Origin of the sequence: Emticicia sp. W12TSBA100-4, assembly GCF_040253585.1 — a bacterium.
In the GTDB taxonomy this organism is placed as follows: Bacteria; Bacteroidota; Bacteroidia; order Cytophagales; family Spirosomataceae; genus Emticicia.
Genome location: NZ_JBELAU010000127.1, coordinates 1 through 213, shown reverse-complemented (window position 1 = coordinate 213; position 213 = coordinate 1). Strand labels below are relative to the sequence as shown.

The 213-nt window shown below is 43.7% G+C and carries 1 protein-coding gene; it reads left to right on the top strand.

All coding sequences use genetic code 11. From position 1 onward, the window contains the following. Nucleotides 1-213 (top strand): hypothetical protein (locus ABR854_RS26070; protein ID WP_350268763.1); only part of this gene is annotated, 213 nt, incomplete at both ends.

The window sequence follows — 213 nt, the reverse complement described above, 5'->3', positions numbered from 1 at the left end:
AACTAACGATGGAAGTTTACCCAATGCCCTAATTAATGGCTCTGATAACCTAAGTTGTGCCGTTACTTCGGTACTTAGAACAGCTTCAGGTGGAAATTCTTACCTTTGGTCGAATGGCTCGACAAGTGCAGCCATAAATATCTCAACTGCTGGTACTTATACCGTAACTGTTACAGGCTCTAATGGATGTACGGCCACTGCTACTACGACTGT